The organism is Novosphingobium lentum NBRC 107847 (assembly GCF_001590965.1).
GTDB classification, from domain to species: domain Bacteria; phylum Pseudomonadota; class Alphaproteobacteria; order Sphingomonadales; family Sphingomonadaceae; genus Novosphingobium; species Novosphingobium lentum.
Window position 1 is genome coordinate 105,427 of the sequence record NZ_BCTW01000007.1, and the last position, 26,815, is coordinate 132,241.

Annotated in this window: 19 protein-coding genes; 9 read left to right on the top strand and 10 right to left on the bottom strand. The window is 59.1% G+C overall.

Going from position 1 to position 26,815, the window contains the following annotated elements:
- Window positions 1–92: 92 nt before the first annotated feature.
- Window positions 93–1,340 (bottom strand): DNA cytosine methyltransferase, encoded by a 1,248-nt coding sequence (locus NL2_RS07835; RefSeq protein ID WP_036531010.1) that lies wholly within the window; start codon window positions 1,338–1,340, stop codon window positions 93–95.
- 81 nt (window positions 1,341–1,421) lie between these two features.
- Between NL2_RS07835 and NL2_RS07840 the strand changes: the two genes are divergently transcribed.
- The gene (locus NL2_RS07840) at window positions 1,422–1,676 is read left to right on the top strand and encodes a helix-turn-helix domain-containing protein (protein WP_202902907.1); all 255 of its coding nucleotides are present in this window, start codon (window positions 1,422–1,424) and stop codon (window positions 1,674–1,676) included.
- Complete coding sequence (locus NL2_RS07845) at window positions 1,663–2,751, top strand: restriction endonuclease, SacI family (protein WP_068073535.1); 1,089 nt, start codon at window positions 1,663–1,665, stop codon at window positions 2,749–2,751. The genes NL2_RS07840 and NL2_RS07845 overlap by 14 nt, the downstream gene beginning before the upstream one ends.
- A 3-nt stretch (window positions 2,752–2,754) precedes the next feature.
- Here the strand turns inward: NL2_RS07845 and NL2_RS21100 are convergent, their stop codons facing one another.
- The 4 genes from NL2_RS21100 to NL2_RS07870 form a co-directional block, all read right to left on the bottom strand.
- On the bottom strand, window positions 2,755–3,681 hold the full coding sequence (locus NL2_RS21100) for a Clp protease/crotonase-like domain-containing protein (RefSeq protein ID WP_155986501.1): 927 nt from the start codon (window positions 3,679–3,681) through the stop codon (window positions 2,755–2,757).
- Between the two features lie 339 nt (window positions 3,682–4,020).
- Entirely contained in the window at window positions 4,021–4,941 is a 921-nt protein-coding gene (locus NL2_RS07860; protein WP_036531002.1) for a hypothetical protein, read from the bottom strand.
- A 446-nt stretch (window positions 4,942–5,387) separates the two neighbouring features.
- Window positions 5,388–6,491: a hypothetical protein gene (locus NL2_RS07865; RefSeq protein WP_036531000.1), complete on the bottom strand. Its 1,104-nt coding sequence runs from the start codon at window positions 6,489–6,491 to the stop codon at window positions 5,388–5,390.
- Window positions 6,492–6,603: 112 nt separating this feature from the next.
- Window positions 6,604–7,512 carry an SEC-C metal-binding domain-containing protein gene (locus NL2_RS07870; RefSeq protein ID WP_155986500.1) on the bottom strand — a complete coding sequence of 303 codons (909 nt, stop codon included), beginning with the start codon at window positions 7,510–7,512 and terminating at the stop codon, window positions 6,604–6,606.
- Between the two features lie 378 nt (window positions 7,513–7,890).
- Here NL2_RS07870 and NL2_RS07880 point away from each other — a divergent pair, with 378 nt between their 5' ends.
- From NL2_RS07880 to NL2_RS07900, 5 genes are all read left to right on the top strand, one after another.
- On the top strand, window positions 7,891–8,124 hold the full coding sequence (locus NL2_RS07880; protein WP_036530995.1) for a hypothetical protein: 234 nt from the start codon (window positions 7,891–7,893) through the stop codon (window positions 8,122–8,124).
- 260 nt (window positions 8,125–8,384) lie between these two features.
- A complete protein-coding gene (locus NL2_RS07885; protein ID WP_157083092.1) occupies window positions 8,385–9,926 on the top strand; it encodes a hypothetical protein in 1,542 nt (513 codons plus the stop codon).
- 52 nt (window positions 9,927–9,978) lie between these two features.
- On the top strand, window positions 9,979–10,695 hold the full coding sequence (locus tag NL2_RS07890) for a hypothetical protein (protein WP_155986498.1): 717 nt from the start codon (window positions 9,979–9,981) through the stop codon (window positions 10,693–10,695).
- Complete coding sequence (locus NL2_RS07895; protein WP_157083093.1) at window positions 10,692–11,426, top strand: hypothetical protein; 735 nt, start codon at window positions 10,692–10,694, stop codon at window positions 11,424–11,426. Before NL2_RS07890 ends, NL2_RS07895 begins: the two co-directional genes overlap by 4 nt.
- Before the next feature lie 49 nt (window positions 11,427–11,475).
- The gene (locus NL2_RS07900; protein ID WP_036530991.1) at window positions 11,476–12,672 is read left to right on the top strand and encodes a DNA cytosine methyltransferase; all 1,197 of its coding nucleotides are present in this window, start codon (window positions 11,476–11,478) and stop codon (window positions 12,670–12,672) included.
- Between the two features lie 208 nt (window positions 12,673–12,880).
- Here NL2_RS07900 and NL2_RS07905 read toward each other — a convergent pair whose 3' ends face one another.
- From NL2_RS07905 to NL2_RS07925, 5 genes are all read right to left on the bottom strand, one after another.
- Window positions 12,881–15,106: an ATP-binding protein gene (locus NL2_RS07905; protein WP_068073551.1), complete on the bottom strand. Its 2,226-nt coding sequence runs from the start codon at window positions 15,104–15,106 to the stop codon at window positions 12,881–12,883.
- A gap of 259 nt (window positions 15,107–15,365) precedes the next feature.
- Window positions 15,366–18,446 (bottom strand): sacsin N-terminal ATP-binding-like domain-containing protein, encoded by a 3,081-nt coding sequence (locus NL2_RS07910; RefSeq protein ID WP_036524192.1) that lies wholly within the window; start codon window positions 18,444–18,446, stop codon window positions 15,366–15,368.
- A 1-nt stretch (window position 18,447) separates the two neighbouring features.
- Window positions 18,448–21,657: a DEAD/DEAH box helicase gene (locus NL2_RS07915; protein ID WP_051586737.1), complete on the bottom strand. Its 3,210-nt coding sequence runs from the start codon at window positions 21,655–21,657 to the stop codon at window positions 18,448–18,450.
- Window positions 21,657–22,181, bottom strand: a complete 525-nt coding sequence (locus NL2_RS21105; protein ID WP_155986197.1) for a hypothetical protein — start codon at window positions 22,179–22,181, stop codon at window positions 21,657–21,659. Before NL2_RS21105 ends, NL2_RS07915 begins: the two co-directional genes overlap by 1 nt.
- Before the next feature lie 221 nt (window positions 22,182–22,402).
- Window positions 22,403–23,017 (bottom strand): DUF2971 domain-containing protein, encoded by a 615-nt coding sequence (locus NL2_RS07925; protein ID WP_036524198.1) that lies wholly within the window; start codon window positions 23,015–23,017, stop codon window positions 22,403–22,405.
- Between the two features lie 405 nt (window positions 23,018–23,422).
- Here NL2_RS07925 and NL2_RS07930 point away from each other — a divergent pair, with 405 nt between their 5' ends.
- Together NL2_RS07930 and NL2_RS07935 are read left to right on the top strand one after the other, a co-directional pair.
- Window positions 23,423–24,349 (top strand): HEPN domain-containing protein, encoded by a 927-nt coding sequence (locus NL2_RS07930; protein WP_036524201.1) that lies wholly within the window; start codon window positions 23,423–23,425, stop codon window positions 24,347–24,349.
- 139 nt (window positions 24,350–24,488) lie between these two features.
- The gene (locus NL2_RS07935) at window positions 24,489–26,813 is read left to right on the top strand and encodes a TonB-dependent receptor (RefSeq protein WP_036524204.1); all 2,325 of its coding nucleotides are present in this window, start codon (window positions 24,489–24,491) and stop codon (window positions 26,811–26,813) included.
- Window positions 26,814–26,815 lie beyond the last annotated feature (2 nt).

A 26,815-nucleotide genomic window follows, 5' to 3' on the forward strand; every position in this document is an offset into this window, starting at 1 on the left:
TTCGGTCGCAGTTCCACGTGCGTTCCAAGCCGATGGCCGACAACTTGCCGCAAGCCTGTCGGCTCACAGCATATCGTCGCGATAGACGACTGCTATTCCGCCGCGACGGATAGTGCGGCTTCGGCGCGCTTAAGGGCCTGCCGTCCTTTTCCAGTACCCGGATGCGCGGCGTGTGTGCCGATCATATCCTGATATTTTTCAGGTAGGGAGCTAGTCGCTTTCGGCGCCGGAACATTTTCGCGTCTCGGTGCCAGCAGTTTCAATGGGGTGTTGAGTGCGGCCCCGAAAAACTGGCGCCGGATCTCGCGGGCTAGGACTTCGGCGACAAGAGAGGGGACGGCATTGCCCAACATCCTCTGCATTTCGGTGCGTCCGCTTTCCATGCGGAGCCCGTCGGGAAACGTCTGAATGCGGCAAAGCTCGGCAAAAGTAAGGCGCCGGTTGTTCCAGTGAAAGGGACCGATCGCGGCGCCCGGCTGGGCTTGGATCGTCCAGGAGGGCAGGCGCTTCGACAGCTTGAGCAGGAAACTCCAGTAGCGGGTCCGCCAGCCGAAAAGCGGATGGCCGCCGCTTCGGTCGGTATGCCAGAGATAATTCTCGCCTTCGGGAATGGTCGGCAGCAGGTCGCCCCATTTTCCCCCAACCTTCAAGCCGGGCTCGTCGGTGTCGGGCTCGGGCAGATCGCCCAGCGCATCCCATGCGGTTCGATAAGGTTCGGCCGAACCGAAGAGGGTCTGGTCGAGGCGGTCGGGCGGGAGGTGCGTCGGTTCGGGGAAGCGGAAGACCTGGCCGTCCCGCGATCCGATCATGAACACGCGTTCGCGCGCCTGGGGTACGCCATGCTGCGCGGTGTTCACCATTTGCCAGGAGACCTGGTAATTTGTGCCGACGTCGCGGTTGATCTGCGCGATGCCATCGAGAATATATCGGAGGCCTTCGTCCTTGCCTTCATAGGCAAGGCCATAGACGTTCTCGAGCAGGAAGGCGCGGGGCCGCGTGTCGCGCAAAATCCGGAGGTAACCGGTCAACGTGTCGGCTCGCGGGTCGTCGAGGCGCAGCGCATCGCCCCGCGCCCAATAGCTCGACTTCGAAAAGGGCTGGCACGGCGGACCACCGATGAGAATATCGGCTTCGCCCGGTTCGAGCCCAGCTTGCGCGAGCAAAGTTTCGGATGACACCTTGTTGATGTCGTCCTCAATGACGCTCCAGTCCCGATTGAGGCGGATCGTCCGGCATGCATGGCGATCGAATTCCAGTGCAACACGCGTTTCGAAGCCAGCTTCCTCGAAGCCGAAGTCGAGCCCGCCGATGCCCGAAAAAAGGCTTATGGTTTTGAACATGGAAATCCTGGCTATGGGCTGTAAGCCGTTGTGGCGCACGATTCGGCATTTTGCCAACGAATTAGCGGCAAGGAAACTGTATTGTCAATACAGAAATTCAGAATATCGGTTAAGCTGCGCGAGGCGATGGAGTCCTATCGCGGACGCACGGGCACGCGTCTGACCTATTCGAGCCTCGCTGACCTCACCGGAATTTCGGAAGACACTCTGCAGTCGCTTGCCGCGCGCTCGGACTATAATACGCGGCTCAGCACCGTGGCGCGGCTTTGTGAAGCGCTCAACTGCACCCCTGCCGATCTGCTGGAGCTTCAGCGGGGCAACAATGAAGATCAATAGCGCGCGAGCGGAAGCCGTTTTGCGGGAGCAGGCGGGGCTCGCCGAGACCGGCCCGGTCGATCCCGACTGGCTTCGAGAGATCGAAGAGCTTTCGCGGCTCTGCGAGGAAGCCGATATCCGCACGCACATCGCCTTCTTCGGTGTCGCCACGCTTGCAAAGTCCGTCGATATTCGCGCGGATCTATATGCCATCAAACCGAAGCACGCCGGGGATAACCCGAACGCGTTCTCGGCCCGGATTCTGATTTATGACGTTCTCGCGCCTTTGGCGGCCGAGCTTGGCTTCAGCCTGGGCGTTACGGGACGGGAGCCGCTCAACAACCAGCCCTATTTCCGGATGAAGCGGCTCGATGACGGCACGCCGATGAAGGAGAGCAGCCGGAAGCCGTTCGAGCATATGCTGGGTCTGATACGGGCTTTGAGCGCGCTGGAGAGTGAAGCGGAAGCCTGCGAGGCGCTTCGGGCCTTCGTAGCGGTTCGCCGGCGCTATCAGCCCGTATATGCCGATGCGCTTGGCGACGTCGCCATCTCGCCGGAGGTATTGAAGCAGGCGGTAAAGGCACTGGTCGCCGAGAATTCCGAAGGAGGGCGGCGTGCGCAAGCCGTGGCGGCAGGATTGTTTGATGTTTTTGCCGGCCCCGAGCGCGTCGAAAGCGGGCGCATCAATGACCCCAGCCGCAAATATCCCGGCGACGTATGTATCCGTTCGGCGGTCGGCTCAGATACATGGGAAAAAGCCGTCGAGGTAAGGGACAAGCCGGTTCGCGCCGCCGATGTTCGGATTTTTGGTGCGAAATGCGTGGCAATGGGCGTCCATGAGGCGGCCGTGCTGATGGCTGCTGCGGACCAGCCGCGGCTGGCTGTGGAGGAACTCACGGCATGGGCGGCAGAGCGGGGCCTGAGCCTCACCCTTTTTCAGGGGTGGGATGACCTCATCGATCAGATACTTTTCTGGAGCGCGTTGCCGAAATCAAGCGCGGCATCGGTGGTCGTCGATCACGTGCAGGCACGGCTCGTGACCGTGGAAGCGTCACCCGCTGCAATAGAATCTTGGCAACGTCTTGTGCTTGGCTAACGCTCATTCAGCAATCAGAGACTGGCGAAGCAGTGCGTCGGGCCAGACACCATATTCTTCTACGAAGCTATTGGAGTCGCGCGTCCCGCCAGCGAGTTCGCTCAACATCCCCTCGATCCATCCATTGTGGTAGCGGCGCATCCAAACATATTTGTTGCGCAGACACTCATTGTCTCCGGCTGCTTCGAGGCCGCGGCGAATCAGCCGCTCATGCGCGGCGAGCAGCGCGAAATAGTCCCCCACTTCGTCAAACTCGGCCTCGCCGGCGCGTAGATAATCGAGAAATAGCCATCCATCCTCGTCGACGGTGAGAAGATCGTCGAGGTAGCCCAGTTCGTCATCTGCCTCATGATGTTCGGAGCGTAGTCGCTCATCATGTCTCACCGCTTCATAGGCCGGAAGATCGAGCACGATCCTGGGGTACACTGCGTCGCGACTTTCGATATCGTAAGCGCGTACAAATGCCGGGCCGAATACCGGGCCTTCGCCATTGATGCCGACATGGGCCTCGCCGATTGTGATGCCCGCGCGCACCACCACACCTCGCCCGATACAATCGAGCTGCGCATGCAGCAGGTCGAGCAGCTCCCAGAACAGGGCTCCGTCGCGCTGCTGCGTATCGTAAACCCGAACACGAACGACTGCGTCGGATACTACCTCGGCGAATGCCTGGCTTCGCAATCGCACCTCGCTCATCCGGCTCGGCGCTGGCTCCACTTCGGGTCGCGTGACATCGCGTAGCATGTGAAGGATTGCATGGACCTCGCCCGCCGTTCGGTTGGCAATGAGAGATCGGAACCCCAGCACGTCGATGAACGTGACGATACAAGGTTCATATTCGATCCCTGGTGTTGCCACAGGGCCCGACCAAGGCACAGCGACCTGCTCCGATCGGTCATCTTCCGGCGCAATTGTGGGGTGCAGGGCCATGGAGAATCCTCGTTCCTTTTTTAGGTGCTGCGCTAGCGCCGGGCATAAAGGTCGCGGAGCGGCCGGGCTATACTGGAGTCGCTCAAGAAGTGGTCGCCATGTGCGGCGTTCGACACGGCGGCAACTCGTGTTCGAGCCCGAGTGCAGCGCCTTACCGAGCATAATGAGACTTTGCCGGTCAAGACTGGCGAACATCGGCTCGTGCAGGGTGGGAATTAGCGGGCTCGCCATGCCCTATCTTGATCGAGCCGTGGCCGGGATCGCGCGCCGCAACGCGATTCGCCCGATAACAGGCCTCCTACGGCGTTCGACCACGCTCCTCTAGTGAAAAGCTTGCCTTCACGGCTCTTGCTGGTCTCGGATATATTTCTTCATCCCGCTGATGCAGTGAAACATGAAGTCAGTCATGATGAGAATGTTGATCGAGTTTTGGAATGTTTTGTAGGACACCAGTCCATGCAGGCTGGCATGCCGGTTAGGAACCGGGTCGCTCTCGTATTTCCGGATTTGCTGCGGCTTGCTCCCGACATTCTTGTAAAGATGTTTCTGCACGCGGTCATATAGAGTGAGGCCGAATTCGAAATTTGCGATGTTGCCGATCGGGAGTTTGCTGAGAGCGCCGCGTAGACCGGTCATGCTCGTAATCTGGCGAGCGGGTGCGGCCAACTCGTCGGGGCTTATCCAGAAGAGATAGCTGTCAGGTGGCGTCTCCTTTGCCTCATATTGTTTACCGCCATACACTTCCTTACTTGCTACGCGCTCAATCTCGGGAAACAGCATGCGGACGACGGCCCGATAATAGCCTTTTTCGTGCGCATCCATCGCCTCGCGAAAGCTCTCCTTGGCTTCCGCGTCGAGATCGTAGCCGTCGAGCTTTTCTTCAATTTGTGCCCGGACTGCGAGCCAGTTGTCCTGATAGTGGCGCTCAAGAAGCATTTTGACATCCTCGGGCGATGCTTCCGCTTCGATCTCCTCAAACGGCGTGGTGTAATGGGGCAACCATCCCGCAAGTTCGATCAACTCGGCCTTTTTCGCCTGGAACATGATTGTCGCCAGGCCTTGGAGGAAGCCGTTTGCGAGCCTTTTCAGGCTGTCCGCGAAACCGGAGAAGAGACTCGCAAAGTCGAGATTGGGTGGATCGGCAAAAGCGAAGGCGCGGGCGCTGTTGCTCTCGCCCAAGGCAGGGACGGGCTCGATGCCGACCTCGTTCGTGTCATTTGGACCCGGCGAAGTGCGGACGGAGGAAGGTTCGTCCGGCATGGTTGAAATCCCCTGGTTTCGGCTTGGCGGCGAGTTGGCAATCGTCGGACGGCAAAGCCCCGTGCGCAGTCGGCTCCCACCGCGTCGAGCCGCGGCCAGCGCTTTGCGGACCGGCAGCTATATTTGGCGGCTACCTCATAATTCTTCGACAACGCTCCGCGAAAGCGGTGTCTTGGCCGACAGGTGCCTGTCCGGTCTAGGTGACCGAACCCCGGAAAGCATACATTCGGGTGAACCAGCTGCCAAGGCCGGGGCCGCCAACATTGCAGCTGTTTGACAGGCCTAACTTGAATCCCCGATAGCTGCCGCTCGTCCAAGTCTTGGCTTGAGGCACCAACCGGCCCGGGCGCGGACATTGAGCTTTTATCAAGCCAGACACGCAGAGTAAACCTGACAGCGCTCCGATCACCCCCAACTCACCCAAACCATTGCCCGCGCGCTGATGATCAGTGACGTACCGTAAGACTCGATGTTCCACCGAGCAGCCGACGCTTCCGCTGAGCCCTAAGACGCTCGCGAGCCGCCGCAGCGGGATCGATCCACAAAACAAAATCGTTGGGAGCATAGTCGGCGGTGACCCGAACCTCATCGAGCGGATGAGCGTTGAAAAGTTGCGCGAGATCCGGATCGAGTCCATCGCGACCGAGATTCGGGCACCACACATTTGGTGGCTGCCCGGTAGACTCAATGCGTAAGGGATCATCCTGCCGAGCCCTCCATTTCTCCTGCGCGGCGACCTTGATAACCTCTAAATGGTTGAGAATAATCACACCTTCGACCGACTCAAAAGCCACGCGGGCACCGTCGCGACGATGCCAGGACTTGTCAGTCAGCAAGCCGGCCTCAGCGTGGCTAAGTGCCGATGTGGCCTCAAAGATATGGCCATCCCATAGGACCACCAAGAGACCCGTGCGAGGCTTGTTGGAAAAGTCCCGAAACTTCCGTTCGGCGCTTTCGAGGAAATCCTTGAGGACATTATCGCGCGGCAGCGTGGTTCCAAGGCGCATCCCAGGCACATCACCGATCGGGCTGCGGACAGGCAATTGCCGACCATTGGCATCGCGCCGGGCTTGGTAATCGATAAAGGCTGGGCATTTCACCTCGAACAGCCACTGATGGGCAGGCGTGTCGATTAGAATCTCTGGTTTTGCGCCGGTGATCGGGTTGGTCGGTTCCAATGCGAAGCGAGTGCCGTCGGGCCAATTCGCTTCAAAGAGGGTGCGGGCGACAAGGATTTCCCCGAGCTTCTGAACTAATTGCTCGAACCCAGCCCTCCAAGCGGCAGGGTCGTCTTGAGTCGTCACATAGCGGATATCAGCAAGCTCCTCGACGAATCTGGAGCCTGCGCCAGAAAGACGCGCGTCAATCGCGGCGAGTGCCGCCAGTAATCGGGCACCAAAGGGAGTAACGGCATCCGGAGCAAGATGGACACTCAGCCATTCGCGCCGGCCGTCCGATAGTCGGAAATACTGCTCGGAGAACTTGACGGCATTAGCCGCGTCAGCGCTGTCGTTGCCTTTCGCGAGATCATCAGAATTGCACTCCGTCATGCGTGACGCTCCCCCAAATGCTAGACACTATCTTGTGAACCGTAACTTCACCCTCCCGGCATCAAGTCCGCCGGCAATTTCGGCGGTTGACAGTCGCCAAGGTCGATATGGCCTAACCCTTCACTGAGACGACCGAGGCGAGCAGCGTTGTCGGCGTATTTCCCATTGGTGTCCCTTGCCCGTGGTTCTTCAGCAGCATCTTGACGCCGCCGCTCCCAACTTCCTGATATTTGAGGAAGGCGATGTTGGCGACCTTGAGCGTGGTTGGCGCGGCTTGGTCAGTGTGCGAAGCCAGCAGCTCGGCACGCGCAAGTGCGAGATCTTGGACGGGCAAACGGTCGACAACCTGAAGGCGCCCACCAACGGCGAGCAGCTTGTCGGCTAGCTCGTAGGCCGCATTCTGGACTAGGAGTCGATATTTAGCGGCCGTCATGGGGCCAAGTGCCATTAGGTCGCGGGAATTCTCGCGGGCCTCGTGCGACCCTACCAGCCACACCGTGACCAAATCGAATGGCCCGGCGGCACTAAAATCCTCCGCAAGATGCTTGTCGAACAGCGGATCAGTGACGACGATCGTTAGACCTGTGCTCGGCACCTGGTTCCGGGTGAACTCGAGATCGTACGCCTTACTATCCATTCCCATCGGCACCGTCGTCATGCGAGTGACGACGTTTAGTTCTTCGTCGGCGGCGCATAACTTGGTGCGTGCGCGCCGAACGCATTCGGGGTTCTCCTCGATCGCAACGGCGTTCTCCGGCGAGTATCGGCGCAGCATTGCGGCCAGACCGGATCCTTCGCCGACGCCGATATCGAGCAGCCGATGCACAGGACCTGGCACCTGATCGATCATCCAATCGTAATGCTCCGCCCTCGCATGGACCGACGCGTTCACCACCCAACGGTTGATGTAAAATTTGCGCGCCTCCTCGAGATAGCGGCGTGGCGGAGTCCTATGGAGCGAGCGGTGACATTTTTTGTAGGGCTTACCGCTGCCGCACATGCAGGGATCGTTGAGATTCAAGCGAAGTCCTTCTCTTATTCACGCCATGCGATCTCTCAATATGGCGATGCGCCATGGCCGTTTCGAGGGCACAATCGATCCAGGCGCTAAATCGCCGAGAGTCATCCCCGTGGTCCTCCGCTGCTCTGAGCGCATCAAGGAACGCCGCTTCTTGCTCTACGATTTCTTCGGCTTCCTTGCGGGACACCTTAATATCAAGACGCTCGTAGTTCAGCGATGCGACCTCGTAATCGACGAACGCCTACTCAGTAAGTTCATCAATCCTAATAATTATGTCCTCTGCGATCCACATATACGCTCCATTTTCGTAACTCTGCGCGTATATATTGCATAATACGGGAGGTATATGTAGAAATGCATGCAGGAAGGAGCCTTCGCATGCCCGTTGAAAAACCCAGCAAGCGCGAAAAATTCGTAACGCTGGCAGAAAATCGAACCGCGAATGCAATCCGCGCGATCCGCGTGATCGGCAATCTTTCGAACCGATCGCACTACGAATTTACCGATGGCGATATCCGGAAGATCGCCTCAGCGTTGTCGAGTGAAGTCGATGCGCTCAAGCGAAGATTTGTCGAACGCACGGGCAAAGCCGCGGTCGAATTCAAGCTCTGAAGGGAACAGGCATGTGGGGTTTTGCTGAGCGCTCACCGCGCTCGCTCGAAGTTACGCCGAAGCACGAGGAGCTATTTCGCGATGCAGATAACATTGCGGAATCCGTCACTCGCGAGACAAGTCAGAATAGCGCCGATGCTCGCGCAGACGGAGCGCCGGGAGTTGTAATTCGTATATCGAGGCGTACCCTTCCCGCGGATCAGTTCGCTGAACGATGGCTGCCGGGCCTTGAAGACCACATACTAAGCTGGAAGCCAGAGTTGGCGCAGGCAGTAAGGAATGCCTCGGAGGTCGAATGTCTCGTGATCGAGGATTTCGGAACGAAGGGCCTAACGGGCGAAACTGACAGGCCGGGCGGCGGTTTTTATGCTTTCTGGCGGCAATATGGCAAATCGAACAAGCAAGGAGACACCGGTGGCCGACACGGTGAAGGCAAGAGTACGCTCGCGGGCGCGTCGATTGCTCGTATGTTCTTCGGATTGACGATACGTGAGGATGGCCGCGCGCTCCTGATGGGCCAGACAATTCTCGGCCCGCACGATTTGAACGGTAGAAAGTACGAAGCGTACGGAGAGTTCTCGCCGACGGAAGGCGATCATTTCCCGGAGCCGTTCGAGAACAGGCCGGAGATCGAAAAATTCTTCGACGACTTCAAGCTCTCGCGCTCAACCGAGTGCGGGCTCTCACTTGTCGTGCCGTTTGCGCGGCCGGAGATCTTGGATGACGACCTCGCGGCGGTTAAGTGCGCGCTAGTCGCGAACTGCTTCCCGCAAGTAGCCAGTGGGCTGCTCTCATTCGATGTCGAAGGCGACACGCTCGATGCGTCGACCGTGATGGAGTGGGCCGACCGCTGGCCTTCACTGAACCTTCGAGGAGCAATCGCGGTAGCCACTGAAGCGATCCAACAGACACGGTTCTGGGACGCAACGGAGCGAGCGGAGCTTTCTGCGGACTCCTTCTCGAGTGAGGATGTCGCGCAGATGCGAAAGGCATTCACGGACGGCGAACTTGTCAGCGTTCGGCTGCCCGTGACCGTGAAGCCGATTGGCGGCGGTGAGCTGCACGGCGCTGCTTTGCTCCATATGCGCAAGACCGGGGTTGGCGAAAACTATTCAGAGCACTATGCGCGGAGCCGCCTCACGGTCCCGAAGCAACGGCGCGTCCTCGCGGGCGGCGACGTAATTGGACTGCTCATGGCTGCTGACGGGCCGCTCTCGGATTTCCTCGGCGATGCCGAACCCCCCAGCCACGCGCGGTGGACAAATCAGAATCTGCGAGATGTGGGGAAATATCGCAATACACAGGCAACGCTGGCAAAGGTCGCAAATGCCCTTCGCCAGCTAGAACGCGTCCTTCGCGATGAAGACGCTGAGAGCGTGAACCGCGAGGCCTTCAAATCGCTTTTTTCTCGACCCAAACCCAAGCCACGTATTCAGATCGAACCGACACCGACACCGACTCCGCCAATAGATTTGCCCCCTGCGCGTCCGTTTTGGGCGGTCCAGAGCCGCCCTGGTGGATTCGCCGTCCGTCGACCAAGCGATGTCGAAGTGTCGGACGTCGTCGTAGAAGTGGCATATGCACAGAGGAGAGGTCCGCCCAACTGGAACGAGACGGACTTCTCCTTCGGACAGGACATTGAGGTCGCTCAAGTCGGAGACGCGAACGTGGAGGCAAGCGGGAACGTTATACGGGTCACTGGCGCGTTGGCCGCCCTTACGATCGAGGCTAACGGTTTCGACGCGAACCGTGATCTCGTCGTTACCGTCCGCGCAATGGGGGACGATGATGTCGAGGCGTAGGGTCAAAGAGATCATCAATTCGACCGGAAGACTGCATATCGCTGAGCGAGCCGTGTCGCTCTCGCTCGGCGGCGATCCCGCTGTCGTGCGAGTGCTAAGGCTCGATCTGCCGGTTCCTGCTCAGGAAGACGAAGCATTCGAGACAGCCGACGTTTGGATGGAAGCGTCGCAGGCCAGGACTGCATCCTTCGACCGATGGGCAATCGGAACGACGAAGTCAGTAAGGGCCAAGGGCGGTTCAAGCCAACATCTATTGAAGAACTTCAGCGATCCCACGGACGCGCTTTTTACGGTTAAGGTCGTCGCCGCTGACGGCTTAATTCTTGCCTCGAGCGACGAAATTCGCCCGGATGACCGCCGGTCAGGCGAACGCGAAGCTCTGCTTCAGGTGCGCTCTCGTAATCTGGGCGAACTCACCTGGGCGGTCGATATAGCCCCGGACGGGCAAACTTCCTTGGTGGTCAATTCACGTATCCCGGCCGCCGAGACGTGGATCGAGAGCGATCCTGTCGCGTCGGCCCTAGTGCTACCCGCCGCTTTGCGTATCGTTCTGACAAAGCTTTTGTCAGATGATTCCTTTCGGGAATCCGACTGGGGACGCGCTTGGTCGGAATGGGCCGCCTCGGTGTCACCCGTGGAGCCACCGACGGCAGAGGACATCGAGGAGCATGAAGCTTGGATCGAACAGACGTTAAGAGAATTTGCACAGAACCACCGCCTAGCCTCGCGCGTCGTTAGCGCGATGGAACGCCATGGAGAGATGGATTGAGCCAAATCCTCGCCCGCCGGCTGAACCAAGCCGGACACTCGCTATTTGCCGATTATGTTTCGTCAACAACCCGCGATGAACCTCCCCCGGTCCATCTGCTGTATGACGGACGCTACACGGACGAACTCCCTATCGAACTTGTAGTCGCGCCACTGCCAACGGATTCGAAGTACGACCTTGGACAATCCATTCTGACGGGCGTGCAGCAAGACAGTGATGTGTCGAAGCTACTGGCCGACCCAGCCGTTTGGCCGTGGCTCTCGCTGTATCACTCGTCTCGCACCATGCCCGTTCGGAACGGAAAAAGGTTCATCGGAAAGCCACACCGGCATCTCATCACCAACTCGTCCGACTGGGCGAAATATGATCACGGCCACCGCCATCTTGTACGCGGTGCGGTCCAGTGCGTCATGTATTTTGGAATATACGCAAGAGTCTTGCTTGCCGACGCGGGTTCGGCCAGCAAGGCTGAGGAAAACATCCTCAGCCGCAAGAGCGGCTATCCGCTGGCCTATATGCGGAACGCCGTGGAAGCCTATTACGACATCCATTACGACGCGGATGCCGGGAGGGCAGGCCGCGGTGCGAACAGCACCAGTCGCGGCGGCATTATCCACTTCGTGCGTTGTTTAGCGCAGCTGGACGTCAATTATGACATCGTGTCGCTTCCCGCAGCAAAGATTCTTGAGCTTTTGCCGTCCGACTTTAGAATTCGGCGTCAACTGAGTTGACGTCAACGCCGTTGATGCCTATCGTCTCCAAAATGATAAGGGGACGATAATGCGGACTGCGGATCTCTTCGCGGGTTGCGGGGGAATGAGCGCCGGTAGTCGTGAAGCCGGAATGGAGCTCGCCTTCGCAGCTGAAAAGTGGGAAGCCGCTGCCGCCACCTACGAGCGGAACCTTGGCCACGATGTCGAACGCCTTGACCTTGAAGATGTCGTTTCCACCGTCCGCAAGGTTCGTGCAGCAAGGGCCGACGTGATCATGGGCGGCCCCCCGTGCCAAGACTTCTCGCAAGCCGGTTCGCGGGTAGAGGCGGGTCGAGCTCGTTTGACCGTGGCCTTCGCAGAAACAATTCGAGCGGCGCGACCGAAATGGTTCGTAATGGAGAATGTCCCCGAAGCGCAGGGCAGCCGCTCTTGGGCGATCGCACGTGGAATATTGCGGGATGCAGGCTACGGAATTTCTGAGGCGAAATTGAATGCTGCGTTCCACGGCGTGCCGCAATCGCGAAAGCGCTATTTCGCCGTCGGAAAGCTTGAGGCGGAGGACGCGTTTCTCGAACACCGTCTGGAGGGCGGCAGGACCGCAGAGCCACTTACTATTCGGTCGTTTCTGCAGGCCGAGCATGATGACACGGGGGAAGACGAGCGCAGTGAAGGCCACTTCGACGTCGACTTCTACTACCGTCATCCGCGTAATTGGGGACGGCGCGCGATCTTCTCGTTAGACGAACCCTCGCCCACGGTCCGCTCGACCAATCGCCCCGTTGCACCTGGCTACAAACAGCATCCCGACGATCCTGCAGCACCGGAACAGGTACGTGCCTTGACGCAGAATGAGCGTGCGCGGATCCAGACATTTCCGAGGCATCATAGTTTTGAGGGCACGCGCACCGACATCGACATGATGGTAGCCAACGCCGTGCCGTGCCGTCTCGCAGCTCATGTGGCCGCGACGATTATGGAGTATGAGATGTCGGCAACCGAGAGCCCCGAAGATTTGTTCCGCGCATGGCTGCGCACCTGCCACGAATATACGCCTAGGGCCGCCGGCGACGTGCTTTCGCGTCTGCGCCGCGTCAATCGCCTCATCGGTGACGGCGAGAATGCGGTTCCAACGGCGGAGGATGCGATCCGTCGTTTGCGCGATCGACAGGAATTTGCCGAAATGACGAAGTCCGTGCGTTCTCAGATAAAGCGCGCAATCGAGCTTCATAACGAGTTTGCCGCCGGCGGAGACCTCGGCGGGTGAGTCCAGCCCCGCGCTAAGTCATTCTGGCACATCGTGGTGAGAGGGTTGCTGAGCGGCATCCGCAGACACCACTTCGAAACACTTCGCAGGAGATTTGCGTCGAGCTGGCGTGCGAGCGGAAGGCCGATGCCGCCCGACGATGTCCACCTGTGGGACCGAGGTCACCGCCTCTGGTTTGCCTAGTTGCTCTGGATGACCTCCTTCGAGGTCAATCCTCATTCGCAGGCAGAGCAGCTGACGCATCCGGCGGAATTTCTGCCGCCGCTGGCGGCGTTGGAGGAGGAAGGGCCGGGGCGGGAGCCGCCGTGCTGGCCGTGATCATGATCCCAGTTTGTTTGGCTTTCTCCATGATCGCGGCGAGCCGTTTATCTTTTTGAGCCATTTTGTTGAGCCACGTCCAGACCTTTGGCCCGCCGAATTGCTTCACCATTGCTAGCCGGGAATCGCCCGGCCCCAGGTCAGCTTGTTCGAGGGTGCCGGCCAGAAGCTCAAGATAAGCCGCCCGGCATTCGATGAGGATTTCGTCCCAACTTTTAACGGTGATCCGCGAATCTTTCGCGTCAAATCTGGGATTGCCAGTGTGACCGATCAACAGCCCGCTCACGTCTGCGCTTGAGCGCTCACTCTCCACCATATCGAGATAGTCAGCAAGCTGCCTCCGATTCTCAAGGTTGAGCGTGTGCTGGGGATCATTCTGCTTTATCTCGACAATTTGGATACGGGTCTCGCTGGGCGACGTAAGAAACACAAAATCGGCACGCTCCTGGTGCGACATCTCGCGTATCGTCCTGCCGGCACGATCCTTGGATTCATCCTCGTCGGCGATCTTCTCGATACTGGTTTTGAGCCACTGGTCAGCAGTCAGCAATTCGCCGCGAGGCTGAATGATCCAGGGGAACTCCTCGACCAGTTTCTGCAGGCGTGCTTCGGACTTCTTGCCGATTGCGGTCTCAAGAACGGACAAGGCGAACGCGCGCTGCGCAAACGTCAATGCCAAACCCATAGCCTCCGGGACGGCATGGTCTCCGACGGTCTCTGCGAGCGATTTGAACGCGTCCGCATCATCCGCGGCGTTCGCCAAATCGGTCCACGCCTTACGAAGCAGTTCTCTCGTCGGCTGATTAATCCACGCACGCGACACAACGTCGAGCAGATCCTCGCGAGACTTGTCGGCCGCCGCGCCCCGCCCGAGGCTACCCGATGCATCGGCAACCAGTTTCACGATCGCCTGATTCTCCACATCGGAGAATATATGGATGCGCCCCTTCGACCGCATTGTAGAAGCGGCGGTTTCGACTTCCTGTTGAACGAGCGTCGCGCGCCATTCCGCATATCTGTCCAGCCAAGTCCCCACCTCCTTGCGGCCCCACTCAAGTAATTCCGCAGTTTCGGGATCGTGCCAGTCGATGCTGGTCCGGTCGGTCGAAACGAGATCGCGCTCCAGTTCATCCAGCCAGTCTGCTTCGACGACGGCGTAGAGATAGCGCTGATATATCTCCTTGCCCTTGGCACCGAAGAAGAAGGGCCGGTCCTGAGCAATTTTGCTGTGAGCGAATACCCCGACACCTGCCTGGTCAGCAGGCCAGTCGGCGCGTAGGACAAATCCAGCCCACCATTTTACCGGGCGACCACCGACTTTGCCCTCTTTGAAGCCTTCTGCGGGAATTCTGAAGTCAAACGCGGGAAGCGCCCGTTTTTCGTCTATAAGCCGCGAGGAAACACGCACCTTGAAGTCGGGGCGGGCGAGTACAACCGAGAACCGCGCTCCCAACCCCGAAATGATATCGTCGGGGGCCGGCAAGGCGTTTGCCGTCAGACCGTACATCGCGACCAACGTACCGGAACGTTCTGCGAGCGGTATTTTACGCATCCGGCGTAAAAATCGCCTGACTTCCGCTGTGGCTGTCGACGTAGCCCCCTGCGCCGCTGAAAGATCGGCGCTCACGTCCTTGGCGTGAAAAACGGGTTTGTAGCGATGTTCGCCCCCGTCGCGGCCCATCTTCAACAGATCGTCCAGCGAGAGCGTGAACCAGTTGAGCACGCCGGCATTAACGGTCGCAACGTCAACCATCCGGGCGACACCGAAAGGCGCAAGCTTACCGATTCCTTTGCGACCCATAGGCTTTCGCCCACCGGGTGACTGCTCCTTGGGAGACGTGCGCTTCGACTTGCCGATCACAAGATAGCGATCGCGCAGGGCCTTCAGCGACATTCCGAAGCCATCGTCCGCGACGGTCGCGAAGCCCTGTCTGAAATCAACCCACACGTGCTGGGCATCTGCGTCCCAGCAATTCGCGAGTAGTTCCGCGAGAACATTGACGGGCTTATTCTGATACAGCTTTATCCCAAGATGTTCGATCACGTTGTGATCGAATCTCAGCTCGGGATCGGCATCCGGGCTTTTCCCTTTTTGGTCCGACAACTGTTTTTCCATTTCATCGCCTTACATCGCCCGAGGCTTACCGCGCAACCTATCGATCCGGTTAACGGCCGACGCTTATTGGGCCAGAAAGTCAGAAGATTATCTTTGTAGAAGCGCGCCATCAGCGCGCCTTAAAAATATGGGGCGGCAATTGGCGCGGGGGCCCATTACCGGGTACGCTGGCAGGCCGGCGGATGCCCGACAGCGCTATCCGCGGCTTCTTCGGACCGCGCCACTCAGCTTGCGCGTCGGGAAGGAACTGATTTTTTGCTTAGGGCGAAGCGAGGTTTCCCACGACACGGAGGTCATCGAGATGAACCTGAGTGAATCTCAGCCGCACCGGTGCGCCCGCGAGTTCGACCATAATCTCTGGTGTCGAAGCCTCTGCGATCTTTTGTCGCAGCTCGGCATCGGTGATGGGGTTGGCATGATGCCACTTGGCCGAACAGGTCGGGCATAATGCCAGATGGTTTTCGGACTGCTCCTGCGGAAGCGTATCGAGACATTCCACTGCTTCAAAATAGGGCGAGCCGTTGGGCCGGTCGAACGGCATCTTCTCGTGGCAGCCTTGGCAGATCATCTCGTTCAGGTGATTGGTGTAATGGTCCTCAAGATAGGTTCGGGCGATCGCCCGGCTTCCGGCATCACTTGTCCGCACCGATCGTTCACGGACCTCATAAGTCTTGGTGGGAGCGGCCTTGGCACGCTGCGCCAGACGTTCGGCGCGGCGGTCGGGGTTGCCCACTTCGCGCGCTGGAAAATCAACCGGTTCGAAGGAACGACTGTTGATCGTTTTAATCATATCGGCGCTCAGCGCAGCGAGCGCGTCCGCAGAAAGGCCTCCCAGCTGATCCACCAGTTCCGAGGACAGCCCGATGAGCTCTCCGGCCTGCCTCCGCGCCTTGGTTTGCTCGCTGCGCTGCCGCGCTTGCTCGCCAAACCCGATCGCACGAAGCCACTCTTCATTCCCGCCGACTGCATATCCCTTGGCGAGATCGGCCGACGTCAACTCGCTCGGTTTTTGTAAGCTCCCATCCTTGGAGGGAATCCAGCGCGTGTCGCGCAATGCGACCGCCAGTGACGAGGGACGCTTGCGCGCCTCATATTGTTGGTTCGGAGAAAATCGAGCAATCATAACCGACGCGCCGACGGCGCGCGCGGCACCCCAGATCAGCTTTGAAATGGAGGGATCCTTGCGCGCGAGGAGCAGGGGCAATTCGTCGATGTAGAAATCGATGTTGATACCCGTACTGGTGTGACGTGCAGAACCCCAGTCATAGCGCAGATCGTTCCAATACGGATGACCGTAGGAAATAACAGACGATGATATTGTAAGCTCGTTCTCGACCCCGCAATCGCCGAGAAATGCGATGAGGTCTTTGCGAGGAAGATATTTGTATCCTTCCCAAAGCGCGACACGGTCACGGCCCTTCGTGTTACCGTCGTATATCGTCGCGAGGCCCGATTCCAGGAACGGCGATCCGAAATAGACATCTTCCGCGTCGTGATAGGTGGCTTCGATACCCGCGCGGATGCAGGACACATCGGCGAATGGTCCCACGTCGGCCGTTTCTTTCCACCAGCGCAGGAAGCGGCGCATGTGTTGCAGGTGCTGCTCGCGATTGGGCTTGGGGACGTCACCCTTGTACTTCGTCCGAAGGATGGCGTTGAGAAAGGCGCGCTCATCGATGTCGCGTACACCCATCCGCCGCAAGAATTGTTCGACCTCCTTGCCGCGCCCTCTGCCGAGCTTGATCAGGCTCTTTTTTACGAGGAAAAGTTCGCCTTGATCGGCATCGGAGTCGAGATCGCTGTCGGTCGGCGCAAAGACCGCGTGCCGCGGAGAATGACGGCGACCATCCTCAAGCCTGACAAATTTGAAATCGCCAATGGGCACTGACGGTCGTTGAACCTTGTGCGCGGCCTCCAGGACCAGATAGAAATGCTGGATCTGTTCGTCGCTTAGCGCATCGAACCATTCGCGACCACAGCTGCGCCGAAGCTTATCCGCTTCGAGCCAAAGATTCTGCGGTCCGAGCACGTGCCGAAAAGAGGTGAAGAAGTCCGATGGTCCGAACTCTTCCACCTTCAACGTATTGATGAAAGCGTCGGCGCGGCTGTTCTTCAAAGCGGCAATGATCCAGCGACGACCGGATCTTCCGCAAAATTCCGCCAATCCGGCTTCCCCGAGAAGGTCGCGGATATCCGCTGGACCCCTGATACCGCTGGCGGTCGTTGTGAACCCTCCGCCCTGAACCGGAATCAGCTCTTCGGCTGCGAACTTGGCGACAAGCGTCGTGAGGATCGGCGCGAAAGCGACAGGCAGTTCATCGGACGCGTTGGGCAAGAGATCAAGGAAACTGCGCTTTAGCAGGCCCCGGTCGCGCAGCGACGGCAGCGCGTCTGCAACCATGGCGGCGATCGTTTCTATGAGTTCCGCATTCCAGGCGTCGTCACGCTTGATGTTCCCGCGGTTGTCAGTGAGCTGAAACGGACCGTGGATATGGAAATGGAGCCCGGTCAGCTCCTCGGTTTCGAAAAACACCGCCAGTCGCGTGGGCGCGTCCTCGGGGATCAGGTCGCCCCCGCTGTTTAACCGCAGCGCGGCCTTCACTTCATATTGCTTGCGGCCCTCACGATACTCGACAGCGCGGGCAAGCACGAGAAAGCGATCGAGCTGGCTGCTGCCGTCGGACAGATTCGAGCGGATCGACCGGATTGAACCGTCGGTGTCGCTAACTTCAATTTCACCGCGGCGGTCCCCATCCACCCATCCAAGACGCTTTATGTTTCGCAGGAACAGCAGCGAGCGAGGCCCTGACGCAGTGAGCCCCTCCCGCGCGCGCGTCAGGGCAAGTTCGGCACGATCGGCCCGGAGCGGCAGGACAATCTGCGTCGTCGTCTCGGCGTGTGTCGTTTCGACTAGTTTCGGGACGACGAGGCTCTCGATTGCAAAAGCGAGAGGTGCGCCCTCAATAGTCGAGTGAACCTCAGGCCGGTCCGTGACGACGTAAACCGATTTAAATCCGATCCCGAAGCAACCGATCTTATGTCCGTCATCCAGCTTGGTCGTGTTTCCAATCCCCGTGATGCCTTCGATATCCAGGCGATCGAACGGCCGGCCATCATGCTCGAAGATGATCCTATCGGGTTCTAGCTGGAAGCGAACCCATGTCGCTTCGGCATCTTCCGCATTCTGGAGAAGCTCGAAGATGAAGTGGCTGGGATCAGCATATTTGTCGACGGTGGCGTTCCAGATGCCCCGATCAAAGTCATTCTCGTGGCTGGCATCAACCCACCGCTGACGCTTCGCGCACAGATCATCGAGCCATTCGAGGAAGGGATTGTTCATATCAATGCTCCACTCGCAATGTTCCGGACGCAACCCGGCGTGGGAGAATATCCGCGCGCCGCTCAGCCATCGTGAGGCCATCGAGAGACTCCCGGCAATCCCCATTGGCGCGCGCCAGCTGCCCGGTCCGCATCCGGCGGATCCGATCTTCGGAGGCCGCGGCGAGCTGCTCCTCGAGGATTGTCACGCGCGCCCGGTGACTGGCCTCCAAGCTATCCCTCCGAAAGCGAGCGATCTCGCCTGCCTCGAACACATGCTCGGCGCGCCGACGGGTCCATAATTCATGATGCCAGCCTTCGAGTCCCTCCACCGCAGAACTGTCAGGAGGAGCTACATCGGGCGCGTCTGCTGCCATCGTGAAAATGTCCAAGAAGGCTGACGCGACCCGCGGATCTTCGACGACCGGCACGAGCATTGCATCCTCGCGCAAGCCGCGCATCTGCCATTGGTAGATTGCAAACGGATGATCGCCCGCCGGCAACTCGGGATCGTTCACGCGAAGCGTCACCACAATTTCGTCGTCTCCTGCGAACGAGCGCGCTGCTGCCTGCGTCAGCGGGTGGACCGGCGTGATGAACGCAAGGGAACGATCCTCGTTGGCCGCCTCGCGGTCGAACGTCAGCGCAAGCGTCTGGTGATCGCCGCGCAACCAGGTCTCCCATTCGCGGTCCGCAAGACTGAGACGCGTCCCGCGCGCGCGCGCCGGAACGAGGTGGCGCCGGGCATCGGCGGCCAAACGGAGGCTCTTGACCGGGCCTTGGCCGCTAATGGGGTTCCGACCGACATCGAGTTCGCGTTCGAGGTGTAGCCCCACTAGCCGCTCAATGGCGGCCGGCTCGAGCCAGCGGCTCGATGCCTCGGCGATCTCGTCGTTCATTCGCGTGCGCTCGATCCGAACCCCGAACAGCTCGGCCTCACGCTCCTCGAGCGCGTCGGTCTCGAGGATTTGACGGATTTCATTGTCAGCGAGTTGCTGAAGCCGCGCTTGCCGCTCTTCCTCGGTCAACAGGAAATCGTCCGCCACGGCCTGAAGCCGTCCAGCGATCTCGCCCAAAATTGCCTCACTACCTCCGATCGCGCGTTCGAAGACGCCGATCCGCACGAGGCACCGCTGATAGATATCGAAATCCACCGTCCCCGGGGTCACAAAGTTGTAGATTGCGACTGTCTGACTTGCTTGGCCGTAGCGGTCGATGCGGCCGATGCGCTGCTCGATCCGCATGGGATTCCAGGGAATGTCGAAATTGACCAATGCGTCACAGAACTGGAAGTCGAGACCTTCCGACCCGACCTCCGAGGACAAGAGAACATCGATCGCGTCTTCGTTCTCAGGCGCAAGCGCAAAGGCCTTGCGAAGGGCGCGTCGATCGTCGTCGGCAACGCCGCCATGAATAAGCCCCACGCGGACACCGCGAGCGCGAAGCGCTTCGTAGAGATAGGCGAGCGTATGCCGAAAGGAACTGAACAGCAAAAGTCGGCGGTTCGCCATCCCCCCTTTCTGGTTGACGATGTCGAGGAGGGCTGTGAGCTTGGGGTCTTCGTCCGACAGGTTGCGCGCGCGTTCCACCAGAGAGGCGATTTCCGTGCGAAGCGCATCTATGTCGGCGTCATTATGGTCGAGCGCATGATCGTCGATTTCGATAAGTTCGAGGTCGCTGAGCCGACGAGACAGGATGTCTTCAAGGAACGGGGCAAGCCCGTGGAGCGAGCTTGCTGCCTGGCGGCGGATTGTCGTCATCAGGAAGCCGAGGGGAGCAGCGCCGTGCGCTCGCAAATAGATGATGCGCTGAAGGGCCAGCAGATCGTCATGGACGCTTTGCTGCTCCTGCGTGAATGGCACCTCCACGGTACGCGCTTTCCGGCTCGTGAAGTTGCCGATATCGCGGCGCCGCGTCCGACTGATCATCGTTGAAAAGCTGTGGAGCCCTTCGGCCGGCCGGATAAGCCGCACCCGGTCGTCGTCGCTTGCAGCGCCACGCGTGGCCGTAAGCAGATTGCGAAACTCGGGCGACGGGGATAGCATCGCTCGCCCCCAATCGGTCGCAGCGGCCTCATTGAGGTGTCCAATCGCTTCTTGCTGCCATCCTGCTGCAGCGCCGCGGATGGCAGCGATCGCGGCGTTGATGGCTTCGTTCGGTTCGGCCATCCGCTCGAAGGTTGGGCGGTCAATGACAAGGTCGGGGCGCAGAAGGTTTAGCAACGAATACAGATCACCGGTTCCGAGCTGAACAGGGGTTGCCGTGATAAGCACGACGGCTTCCGCATTGTCTGCAAGGATCCGTAGACCCTGATGAAGACCAGTGTCGGCATTACGCGCATTGTGCGCCTCGTCGACGATCAAGAGATCGAACCGAGGCGGCGTATCGAGGGTATTCAGCCCCGGTCCGCGACGGCCTCCGCGTTGCTGATAGCCCTGTAACAAATTCTCGTTTACGAGCGAGAATGGAAGGATCGCACGGGAGTACCGGTCGGGCCATTCTCCCTCGAGGTCGCTCTGGTCAAGACAATAGCGCAACTCGTCGCTGCCCAGCGTAACAAACTCCTCATCGAACCGCCGCATCTCGCGGTGCCATTTCTCCTCCACGACGAGCGCTTTCGAGCAAACGATCAAAACCGACCGGAGCGGACGACGCGCCTGCAGTTCGCGCAGCAGGAGCCCCGCCTCAATAGTTTTGCCCACCCCGACCTCGTCCGCGACGAGCAGGCGCGGTCGATCGGCCCGAATGAATTTCAGCACGGGCCGGAACTGGTATGGGATGAAATCAATGCGGCCGGCTTGCAGCGAATATAAGTTGGCAATGCTGGGCTCAGCAAGCTGGAGAGCAGTCAGGCGGGCGTTAAATTCGCTCAGTGTGGAGCGCACCGCCCCTGGCGCAAGATTCGCGCGCACGACTTGACTCAAATACAGGGTTTCGAGGCGACCATCGATGAAAACGCTGAGACGTGTTTCCCGATTGCTGGGCGTGATGCCCGTGATCACACCGATGCGGGCGGGGTCAGAACGCAATGCAACTGTCTCGCCGATGGTGAGGGCAGGCATCGGCTGCAAAGCGGCGACACGTGTTGCGATCACCTCACGAACCTTCCGTTCGAGAGCATCGACGTCCACGCCATGCGCGCGCGCCGTTTCGACGATTTCCTCGTCGGTGGCATCGAGAATTCCCTCCGCTATCAGCGCAAGAATGTCGTCAGAGTTCGGAGTCGTCGTCATTATTTCCATCCAGGTTCGAAGTGACGTCGCAAAGTTCGGGTCATGCGGCGACGAGCAGTATCGTAGCCAGTCGCGTCGAGACCGAGTTGGCTGCAAGCTTGCTTTCGACTTGTCTGGGCCAGCATGTGGTCGAAGATACCCATTGCGGGGGGATCGTAGATCAAGTGCGCTCTCATTCGATGGGCGAGATCGGCTAAATCAAGCTCTTCGGTCTCAAGATCGTCGGCATGCCCGCCACCCCGATCTCCAGCTAGCGGTTCACGCATGTCCTCAGCGCGCCATTGGCTGGCAATACTGCGCATCACTTGGGATATAAAGGTATGGAGAGAAACATGTGCGGGCCAGGGTCTATCCCCGGCTAATATTCGGGCGAACGCTTCATTGAGAAGATCAAACGGGTCTCGCCGGGGGGCGAACCAGACCCAAGTGTTCGCAAGGGCGGCGAGGCGCAGCAAGTCGGATTGCCGCTGACGGCTGAACAGCCGTCCGACTTCCTCCAACGAAAGATGCTCAACCTCGTCCATCATATTTCTCACGTCATTCTCTCAGTTATATTGCGAGGCTCACAAACAAACTGGGAAGGCGGATCGAAAAATTTCTCAAAGGTTCCGATTTGAGCCGTGTACGACAACGACACCGCTATAGCTCATTGGAGATGTCGAGGGCGTATCGAGCCCGGCCACTGTCGCAAATTTGTCGCGAGCAATCAGAAACTTTCCCGCCGCTCGACCGGAGCGTGTCGCGGTTACGGTCGGAGGTGCCGCTGCCGCCGAGACTGGAATTCGAAATCAAGAGGTTCCCGGCTCATACCGCGACCGTCTAACACCAATTCATAAACCTGAACGTTGCGGGCTTGGCAGTACGATGAAACGACCTCCTTCACATCCGAAGCCATCCGGTGGCCGAGAGTGACGGATTGCACGCCTCCCGGGATCCGCAGCCGCCCCTCTCTACGGGAGATGATGCGAATTTCTTGCTCATGCCGCCACTCGTCGATTTTTGTCAGCAAGACCAACTCGGCCAGGCGTGCCGGATCCGCATCTTGATAGATATCAAAGCTAGCTTCTAGGGGTTCGTAGCGCACGTGACCGACGGTGACGTCGCCCGAGGTGTTAAGGCCGGAAAGATCATATTCCAACGCCAGGCCGCGAAACTCATCGGCATAATAAGCCCATTGAGTTGCGATATTGAAACGGGCTGACAGCGAGCAAACATATCTGCCACGCTTTCCTCGTCGAATTGCATTGATGATCCGCTGGGCGTCCCCTTGGGCATTACCCGGTTCGTAGTAATAGAATCCTTCCATCGGATCATTCAGGGTTTGCCAGTCTGCGCACCATAGATCGTTGGAGCGGATCATACCCAGGACGCGATCCAAATCGCGCAGAGTCCGAAACTTGAATGCTCGCACTTTGGTCCCCCCGCTGCGAACTTGAGTATCGCACCGCTGCGGATGATCCCGGCCCGGCAAGCGACGTCAAGGACACGGTCCTATAGCCTTAACATCGATGAAATAGCGAATGTCTGCTTCCGAGCAACGGCCTTGCTCACTTGTTCGGCGACAATGAGACGCGAAGCAGACGCCTCGGTTCCGCGACGCCGAGCAGCATCTTTGAGGCAGCAGTCACTGGTCAGCTACGACTTAGATCAGGTGCTACCTGACTTTCGGCTTGTGACAAAAGGACCCAACACTGGAGGCAGTTGTGGTGCAGGCGAGGCCGCTTCGATCTTGCCAACTGGACTCAGTGCCTACAGGGTAGGAGCCATGCGTACCGATCTCGATCATCTTCCGGCCAGCAAGCAGCGCGAGCTTGAGCGGGTAAAGCAGATCATCTTCGAGGAATTCGAGGATGCGCTCGCGCTCGCCACGATGAACTGGAAGAAGAAGGGTCGGATCGATAAAATCATTCTTTATGGCAGCTATGCTCGCGGCGGTTGGGTCGACGAACCGCATACGGCGAAGGGCTACCGATCCGATTTCGATCTGCTGATCATTGTCAACGATGAACGCCTGACCGAGAAGGTCGATTACTGGCTCAAGCTCGACGATCGGCTGACCCGCGAGCTTGCGATCGACAAGACGCTCCACACGCCCGTCAATTTCATTGTTCACACCATTCAGGAAGTGAACGACGGCCTCGCGCATGGGCGCTATTTCTTCATGGACGTCGCGCGCGACGGGATCGCGCTCTACGAGTTTGACGAAAAGGGGCTTCACACTCCCAAGCCCAAGACGCCCGAACAGGCGCTTGCGATGGCGAAGGAATATTTCGACGAATGGTTTCCGAGCGCGATCAAGCGCTTCGACATTGCGAAGTTCGGGACTGAAAAGGGTTACCTTAAGGACGCTGCGTTCGACACGCACCAAGCGGTCGAGCGTTTATACCACTGCGTCTTGCTGGTCTGTACCTTCTATACTCCGCACGTCCACAATCTCGGTTTCCTGCGCACGCAGGCTGAGCGGATCGATCTGCGGCTTGTCGAGGCATGGCCGCGCGAGACACGCGCGGACCGCGGGCGGTTCGAGAAGCTGAAAGAGGCCTATGTGAAGGCCCGCTACTCGAAACATTATCGCATCACCGAAGAGGAATTGCTCTGGCTCGCCGGCTGCGTCGAGGAACTCGGCCGTGCCGTCCATGCGATCTGCACCGAACGTATCGTCGCGCTCGAAGAGAAAACGGCACAGGAATGAGGCTGACGCGGTTACGGCAATCCGCGTCTGTGGTCGGCTTATAAAGTCCCCTCGATAGCGAGGGGGCCGATGTCCGCAGTTTCCGTCTACCGTCCCGGGACAATGGTTTGAATAGACCAGTTCTTGGGAGGATAAATTGATGACATTTGTCAGTTCGCGTGCGGGGCTGTTTGCGTCTGTCGCATTGTTCTGTTGCTCGGTCCCGGATGGCGCTGCGGCGCAGGATGTTTCCGCGACTGACGGTGCCCCGCAAGCCCATGATCCAGACGAAATCGTTGTGTCGGCCCAACGGCGGGACCAGGCGCTCAGCGATGTCGGTATCAGCGTCAGCGTGCTGTCGAGTAATGCCATCGCGGAACATGGCATCACCTCTGCCTCCGACCTTGCCAAGATCGTACCCGGGTTTACCGCCGCGGATTCAGCCTTGAACGTGCCGCTCTATACGCTGCGCGGCGTTGGCTTCAACGACGGCAGCCTGGGCGCCAACGCGGCGGTAGGCGTTTATGTGAATGAAATTCCGTTGGCTTATCCGGCGATGACGCAGGGAGCAGTGCTCGACCTTGAGCGGATCGAAGTTCTGAAGGGGCCGCAGGGAACGCTTTACGGCCAGAACTCGACGGGCGGCACGATCAACTACATCTCCAACAAACCGAGCGACACCTTCGAGGCCGGCATCGACGTGACCGCCAGTCGGTTCGATACCATGCGCGGCCAGGCCTATGTCAGCGGCCCGCTGTCCAAAACGGTCAGGGCGCGGATCGCTGCCGATTTCGCTCTGGGTGGCGACTGGCAACGCAGCATCTCTCGTCCCGGCGACGAGCTTGGCCAGGTCGAACGCGGATCTTTCCGCGCCCTGTTAAATTGGGAGCCGAGCGACCGGGTTAGCGTCGATCTCGACCTCAACGGCTGGTATGACAAATCGGATACGCAGGCGCTGCAATTGATCCGGTTCACACCGGCCCGACCGGCCAATGTTCCCCGGCTGCCGCAAGTATTCAATTCGCCCTTTGCTGGCAACAACGCCCGCGACGCCGACTGGACGCCCGGTCTGGATTATGGCCGCGACGACCGCTTTGGGCAGGCTGGGCTCAAGATCGGATACGAACTAAGCGATGCTATCCGCCTGACGTCGATCTCGTCCTATTCGGACTACAAGGGCAATGCCTTGCTCGATCGCGACGGCATGGCAGCGGTCAATTTCGAGGCCCGGGTTAAGGGAACGATCAAATCCTGGTATCAGGAACTGCGGTTAAGCGGGGATACCGACGAATTGTTCTGGAGCTTTGGCGGGAACTACCGCCATGACAAGATCCGCGATCTTCAGGACACGAGTATCCGCGAGGGCACGAGCACGGTTGGTGCCTATCGCCGGACACCTGTCACCGCCAATCAGCAAGTCGAGACCTATGCCGTCTTCGCCGATGGTGAATTCGACATCGCCTCGACGATCTCGCTGGTCGGCGGCGTTCGCTATACCGAGGACAGGCGCGATTTCGCCGGATGTACGGCCGATAGCGGCGCCGGTGATCTCGCCGCGTTTTTCTCGCCGATCGTGAATTCGCTGCGCGCCGCGCGCGGCCTGGCCCCACTTCCGGCAACTGCGCCGGGAGCCTGCGTGACGCTGGATGCCAACCTTGTGCCTGGCCTGCAAGAGAAGCGCCTGGTCGAGAATAACGTGTCTTACCACGCGGGTATCAACTGGAAGCCCGCGCCGCGGACGCTGGTCTACGCCACGATATCGCAAGGCTATAAGGCGGGCGCGTTCGCGACGTTGGGGTCGACCACCGAAGTGCAGTTGCGCCCTGTGAAGCAGGAAAAGCTGATTGCCTATGAAATCGGCGCGAAGACCAGTCCGCTGGGCTCGCTGCTGCAACTCAATGCGGCAGCCTTTTATTACGACTACACCAACAAGCAGCAGCGGGGGCGGATCATCGACCCGACCTTTGGTGGCCTATCGACGCTGGTCAACGTGCCCAAGTCGCGAATTTACGGCGCGGAGGTCGAAGCAAGCCTGCGCCCCGTTCAGGGGCTGACGCTTTATGCTTCCTATCTGTACCTGAACACAAAGATCACGGAGTTCACCGGCATCAACTTCTCGAACCAGGTTGAGGATTTCGCGGGCGACGCCTTGAACTTCTCACCCAAACATTCGGTCAATGCCGGCGGATCCTATGAGCGGGACGTGTCGTCGAATCTCACCGCTTTCGTCGGTGCGGACTATAGCTATCGCAGCGCGACATCGGCATTCTTCGGCAATGTCGCTGGACAGGAAATCAAAGACTATCAGGTCGTCGATCTGCGCGCCGGCATCCGCAACGACGATGCGGGGTGGAAGGTTTCGGTCTTCGGCAACAACGTGCTCAATGAATATTATTGGAATAACGTGATCCGCGGGACCGACGGTATCGCGCGCGCTGCGGCCCGTCCCGCGACCTACGGCATCCAGTTCGGGTTCAAATACTAAGC